5 protein-coding genes are annotated in these 6,448 nt (G+C 52.9%); 1 reads left to right on the plus strand and 4 read right to left on the minus strand.

Going from position 1 to position 6,448, the window contains the following annotated elements; genetic code table 11:
• Positions 1–115: 115 nt before the first annotated feature.
• The 3 genes from B3W37_RS13150 to B3W37_RS13160 all read right to left on the minus strand — a co-directional run bounded on the left by B3W37_RS13150 (position 116) and on the right by B3W37_RS13160 (position 3,452).
• Positions 116–1,207 (minus strand): VWA domain-containing protein, encoded by a 1,092-nt coding sequence (locus B3W37_RS13150; protein ID WP_483176097.1) that lies wholly within the window; start codon positions 1,205–1,207, stop codon positions 116–118.
• A 44-nt stretch (positions 1,208–1,251) separates the two neighbouring features.
• Positions 1,252–2,157 carry an AAA family ATPase gene (locus tag B3W37_RS13155; protein ID WP_483176098.1) on the minus strand — a complete coding sequence of 302 codons (906 nt, stop codon included), beginning with the start codon at positions 2,155–2,157 and terminating at the stop codon, positions 1,252–1,254.
• Between the two features lie 119 nt (positions 2,158–2,276).
• Entirely contained in the window at positions 2,277–3,452 is a 1,176-nt protein-coding gene (locus tag B3W37_RS13160; RefSeq protein ID WP_483176099.1) for a DUF8173 domain-containing protein, read from the minus strand.
• Positions 3,453–3,799: 347 nt separating this feature from the next.
• On the opposite strand from B3W37_RS13160, the gene B3W37_RS13165 reads away from it, so the two are divergent.
• Complete coding sequence (locus tag B3W37_RS13165) at positions 3,800–4,573, plus strand: hypothetical protein (protein ID WP_483169409.1); 774 nt, start codon at positions 3,800–3,802, stop codon at positions 4,571–4,573.
• Between the two features lie 88 nt (positions 4,574–4,661).
• Here the strand turns inward: B3W37_RS13165 and B3W37_RS13170 are convergent.
• A partial coding sequence (locus tag B3W37_RS13170) for a YgiQ family radical SAM protein (RefSeq protein WP_483176100.1) occupies positions 4,662–6,448 on the minus strand: 1,787 nt, incomplete at its 5' end.

Genomic DNA, 6,448 nt, shown 5'->3' on the forward strand with positions numbered 1-6,448 from the left:
TTATTTGCTTTTGTCGACGGTCTGAGGAGCGGATCAATCCGCTCCTTTCTATATGTCAAGTTCTGGGATCTGAGGACGGTCTGCTCTAAATTAATCCCTGCCTGTTGTCCTGCTATCACAATTTCCCTATAGCCTCCTGCAGCGAGTTCAAAGTAGGACAGGAAAAAGCGGCCTGGCAGTACCTGGCGTAGACCAGCATGCGACTGTCGCCCTGTCCCCAGTTGCTTTCAGGTTCGGGATTAAACCAGTATATTTTTCTGGCCAGGGCCTTGATCTGCTGCAGGGCTTGAATCTCATCATTAAACCAGTTATTGCGTGCATCCCCAAATATCAGAACAGTGGTCTTGTGATTCAGGGCGCCGCTGTAGCGTTTGATGAAACTGGTAAAAGTGTTGCCGTAATTAGTGTATCCGCGGCTGGAAATCACCCGCGCCTTTCTCAAGACGGTGGTTCTAAGGGTAAGGGGATCCCCGCTGTTCAGCCAGGGGGTAATTTCGTCCACTTCCTCTATAAAGCCGAAGGAGCGCAGCTGACGCATGAAACGCTGCATGGAAGCCAGCATGGCCAGGGCAAAACAGCTGAAGGTCATCACCGAACCTGAAACATCGCATATGGCAACGATGACCGGTTTTTCCCGGCGCCGCCTGACCGTCATAATATTGAGCGGCAGTCCGCCGCTGCTCATGCTCTTACGCATAGTGCTGCGATAGTTGATCATTGAGTTGTCATCACGGCGGTTCTTTTTAATCATTTTAGCGGCTAACCGGCGTGAGATCAGGGGAAACAAGGCTTCCATCTTCTGCACCTGTTCCAGGCTGGCCAGGCTCAGGGTCTCATCGAGAGGGTTGCGCAGCGACTGGGACAGACCGCCGCGCAGTGAAGCCATACCCTGTATGGGCAGGGCGTCGGGAGCCATCGCAGCGGCTTCGCCCCGGGGCATGGCGGCAAAAGAAGCCGGTAAATCACGCTTGCCGGCTGCCATCGTCAAGCCGGAAGCAAAATAGCGGTAATAGACGCTGTTGAAGGCGGTCTCGTAGCTGTAGTCTTTGATCAGGGTGCTGTACAAGGTGGTATAGAAGTAATCCGGGTTTAACCAGTCTATGAGCAGCAGGGCCTGACAGCAGTCCCTGGTCTGGCTGGTGGTCACCGGGATGCCTTCACGCCTCAGATCTTCAAAAAAACCCTGCAAGTATTGCAGAAAGTTCATAATATACCTCCCGGCTTTTGATTGCCAATCGCGGCAAGGCGTCTTTACCAGGCACGGTTGTCGACGACGGGGCGGGGCTGAAAACTGAGGTCATTGCGAGCATAGATCATGCCCTCCAGTTTTTCCAGGTCCTCGCGGTGTTTGACCAAGACGTTCAAGGTCTGCAGGGTAACAGCCTCATTCAGGTCATCGAGGCCCAGCTGTATGATGGCCATGGCCCAGTCGATGGTTTCCGCGATACTGGGGGCCTTTTTCAGATCCACCTGGCGGATGCGGTGGGCTACAGTGGCGATCTTTCCGGCTAGATGATCGGTCAAACCCGGCACCTTGAGGCGCAGTATCTGTTCCTCCAGGGCCAGGGTGGGGAAGTTCAGATGCAGATAAAGACAGCGTCTTTTTAAGGCCTCTGACAGTTCACGGGTGGCGTTGGAAGTGAGAAAAACATAAGGGATGTGGGCGGCTTTGACCGTCCCCAATTCAGGTATGGACATTTGGAATTCAGACAGTAATTCCAGGAGCATGGCCTCGAACTCAAAATCCACCTTGTCGATCTCGTCGATGAGCAAGACCGAAGGCAGGCTGGAGCTGATGGCCTGCAAAAGAGGCCTGCGCAAGAGATATTGTTCGGAAAAGATATCCTGCTCGACCTCCCGGGGATCGATATTTTGATTGCCGACCGCCTGAATGTGCAGCAATTGACGTTTATAGTTCCATTCATAGAGGGCTTTGGACTCGTCGATGCCCTCATAGCACTGCAGTCTGACCAGAGGCAGATTTTTCATCGCGCTGAATGCCTGGGCGACGCCGGTTTTGCCGACTCCGGCCGGGCCCTCCACCAGGATCGGTTTGTGCAGGGCTTCGGACAGGTAGAGTACCGTAGCGGTGCGGTCATCACAAATATAACCCGCCTTAAACATGCCTTCTTTAAGATTGTCGATCTTGTCCTGCAAATCAATTCCCCCTCCTTATTAGCCGCTTATTGATATCTAGCCCAGCGGACAACAAAAACTCCTTATCGGCAACAGCACGGCTTCTTTAATTATGCCGGGCCTTCATTTTGAAATTGTGATTAAGGCTGCGGATCGGGATTTATCGCCGCAGGCCTGCCGCGACGGCCGCTGTATATGCTCAATGCGATGCTGCCCAGGGCTATACAGGCCGCCGCCACATTTATAAAAATGCCGACAATGGGTATTTCGGAAAGCAGGATGACAAGCGCGAATCCCATCATGAACGCCAGCCATATCGAAACCTTTCCTTCCCAATTGAAACTGCGCAAGAGGTATCTGCCCACCATGTCCCCCAATATTATTTTAGATACGAATAAAATGAGGATATAGGCGAAGAGCAGGATGAATGCCACCGGGATGCCTATCACGGTGACCATTAAGACCAGGAATATCAAGGGCAAGGTCACCAAAAGCAACAGCCCCCAGCCTATAGATGCCCCCGGCGCCTCCTGCAGGGTGGATGCCAGCCGCTGCCACAGGGCAGGGAACAACAGATAGCCAAAACCCCATAACACCAGGCCGGTGGCGAACCACATCAAGAGGCCGATCCAGGAAAACGGCTGCCGGGGGTGGGAGGGAGTGGCCTTATCGATAACGCTCTGCTCCCAGCGGTTCTCTCCGCTCACCCTGGCCCCGCTGGCGATCTGAGCCTCTCGCGGAGACTTGTATATCAGGTTGCCGCCGATTACCGCTGATGGTGACAGAGTAAGATTGTTTACTTCCCATAGTTTTAAATCGCTGCCGATGCTGCCAGTCAGGCGAAAACTTTGGGAAGCCCCCAAAACCTGACGGTTAACCTGGCCCAGCAGGTCCAGGTTATTTCCAAACAGCAAGGCATCTTTGCCGATGACCGCAGCAGGTTCCAGGCGGATATTATTTCCGGCGGCGGTCAGGCTTTGGGAGACTGCGGACTGTATGGTTATATCATTGGCGGCGCTGCGCACGTCTCCGTCTACCGCAGCAGTGATGCGCACCGACTGACCCGCCGCCATAACATCGCCGTTCACCTTTCCATTGATAACTACGCTTTGTCCGGCTGCGAATACATCACCTTCCACATCTGCATCAACCACAACACTATTACCGGATACGAATAGAGGGCCTTGAATCTGGCCCGGCGGAATATAAACCGAATCGCCGGTCTGCGTCTGCACCGCCAGTGCCGCAGGGGTCGACAGAGTTGCAAAAAGCAGAAAGGCGATCACCAACCATCCTGCCCAGGCTTTTGAATACATTCTCAAACCTCCTAATCTTTAATTTCAACGTTCAGCCGGGGAAATCCCTATCTTTACCAGTTGTCTTACGAGCATTATAACCCATGAAAGTAAATTCACACAGCGAAAAACACGGATTTACCAAGGTTATTATCTGCAGTCCCACCAGGGATATGCTTCTTCAAGCAATATCTGAAGGGCTCAGACCAGCGGGTATGGAGAACGGTGAATTCCTCTACTTATTGCCATCTTTATCTTATATAATAAAAAATACCGGGTTAGAGCCGCCCGGTTATCAAAAATCGGCGGGAACAGGCCTGGTGGGCAGGCCGGCTTAGTCCGCCCGGTTATAAAAGCTGCCAGGGTAAGTGACTGAAAAGGACGGTGTTAGTTTGCATTTCAACGGTATTGAAGTGAATCATGAACATTATGATCTCTTGCTGCAATTGGAAAAACGGCTGGGGCAGGTCGAGTATACCATTGGCAGTGAGCCGGAATCAGGCTTGGCAGGGGTCAGTAAGTCTCCCGATGACAGTGCTTTCATTATCGATATATCAAGCCAGTACAAAGGTGATACTCTGGCATGCAGGGTGGCGCATCAGCTGCTCTATGCCCTGCAGATGAAGGAAGGCTGTCCATTGACTAAGCCGGCCGATCCTGAACTTGTCTGGCAGAAGATATTGTCGGAATCCATTAACAATCTGATTCTCGAATTGAAAGCCACCGATGAAGCAACGGCCCTGGGCTTTGACCATAGTTATATCTTCAATCATCGTTATAAAGAGGTCAAGGATTTCGCAGACCGGCATACCGGTAAAGCCCTGGACAGTTTTCAAAGCCGGTGGTTTGCGGTTGACCTGGCCCTGGCACTGATCTTTATACCCCCGGAAAAGATCAACTTCCTGCTCTCCGTTCTTAAAAGTAAGGAGGATGAAGCGGTCGGATTGGCGCTTTCAATCATCAACCTTATTGAAAAGACCGGCTATACCACAACCGGCCGGGCTTTTCTGGCAATGGCGGAGATCAACACCCTGTTGGATACCTGGAGTTATTGCCCCATCCATTATGGGGAAAAGGTAATCGGATCAGCTCAGCAGTACCAAACCGAATTTTTCAATCTGCGCGCTTTACTGCTGGGCTAGAGGAAAGAACCGGACCAAAGCAGTAGCCCAATAGAGCCCATGGGCCGATTGACGGAGGAGTTAAGGGCAGCCCTCTTTGTAAAGCTTTCTAGGGCGCCTGCTTTCCATTAAACCGGGGAGGTTTTCTTTTTGGAGGCAGTTTAGACGACTTAGTCTTTTTCGCCCGGTGGTTTTTGCTGTCAGCCGATTGCGGCGGCTTGCTACTGGAAGCGCCGCCTTGCAGCATATCCCGCTGTTCGCGCCTTTCCTTTGCGCTTTTGGGAACGTATATCTTTTCACCGTTGAAAGGGTTCATCCCGGTATGGTACATGCTGGCAGAAATCGTCATCGGCAGAGGGGTGAAATTCTGCACCTGCTCCGGATGATGCCGCATTTGCCGGCTGACGTATTGAGCCAGTTCCCGGCTCTCCTTCAAGCTGCTGCCAGGATGGGCACTTATCAGATAGGGGATGAGATACTGTGTTTTGCCCAGCTGACGGTTGACCCTGTTGAAGCTCTCCGTAAACTTGAGGTACTGGGTATGATCAGGTTTTCCCATCAGAGCTGTGACCTTATCGGCAACATGCTCGGGGGCCACTTTCAACTGCCCGCCGACATGATGTTTGCACAGGGAATGCAAATACGAACCGGAACTATCTTTAATAATCAAATCATAGCGCACCCCGGAAGCCACGCGTATATGCTTTATTCCCGGGATTTTACGCAGCTCTCGCCACAGTTTGACCGAAGGAGAATGATCAGTATCCATTTTAGGGCACAGGGCTGGAACCAGACAGCTGCCGCGCTTGCATTTCTCGCACTTAAGCCGCTCTTTCCCGGATAAACCATACATGTTAGCGGACGGACCGCCTACGTCAGGAATACTGCCCTTAAAATCGGGATGCATCAGGAAGGAGCGGGCTTCATTGAGCAATGATTCCTGGCTGCGGCTTTGAATGAATTTGCCCTGGTGCAAACCGATGGAACAGAAATGGCAGCCTCCAAAGCAGCCCCGGTGGGTCAGGATGGAAAACTGAACCGGCTTGAGGGCCGGAACCCCGCCCCGGTCTTCATAAATCGGATGACTTCGGCGCTGAAAGGGAAGGGCATAGAGTTCATCCATCTCCGCAGTGCTCAGGGGCAAGGCCGGCGGGTTGGCCACCACCCAGCGTTCGCCATGCCGCTGGGCCAGGGGCGCAGCCAGGTAAGAGGTGCTGTTTTGCGCTACCATTCTGGTCAGCTGAGAAAACTTGACGGGATCAGATGCGGCTGCTTCATAAGAGGGGAGAATCAAGGCATCTTCAGGCGGTTGCGCCGCCGCATAGCAGCTTCCCGCCACGTTACGCAAGGATTTGACATCCTGACCTCTTTCTAAATACCGCGCTGTTTCAAAAAGAGCCTTTTCCCCCATGCCGTAGATGAGCAGGTCAGCCTTGCTGTCCAGCAGTATGGAGCGCCGCACCTGGTCGCCCCAATAGTCATAGTGGGCCAGACGCCGCATACTGGCCTCAACCCCGCCGATAATGACCGGTATCCCTGGAAAGGCTTCGCGCAGCCGGTTGGTATAGACGATGGTGGCCCGGTCGGGCCGCATTCCAGCTTTCCCCCCGGGAGAATACACATCCTGGCGGCGTTTCTTTTTGTCGGCAGTGTAATGGTTAACCATAGAGTCGAGATTGCCTGCTGAAACCCCAAAAAATAAACGAGGGGCGCCCAACTGCATAAAATCCTCCCCGGTCCGCCAATCTGGTTGGGCAATAATACCCACCCGGTAGCCATGGTATTCCAGAAACCGCCCCAAGAGCGCCGCCGCCCAGGCGGGGTGGTCGACATAAGCATCCCCGCTAACCAGGATGATGTCAAGCTCTTCCCAGTTTTTTGCTTTCATTTCCGCTC

Source organism: Syntrophomonas sp. UBA5494 (assembly GCF_002426325.1).

What these genes read in the sequence shown, in the direction of transcription:
- B3W37_RS13150 (WP_483176097.1), bottom strand. Translation starts at nt 1,207, where the DNA reads ATGAACTTTCTGCAATACTTGCAGGGTTTTTTTGAAGATCTGAGGCGT.
- B3W37_RS13160 (WP_483176099.1), bottom strand. Translation starts at nt 3,452, where the DNA reads ATGTATTCAAAAGCCTGGGCAGGATGGTTGGTGATCGCCTTTCTGCTT.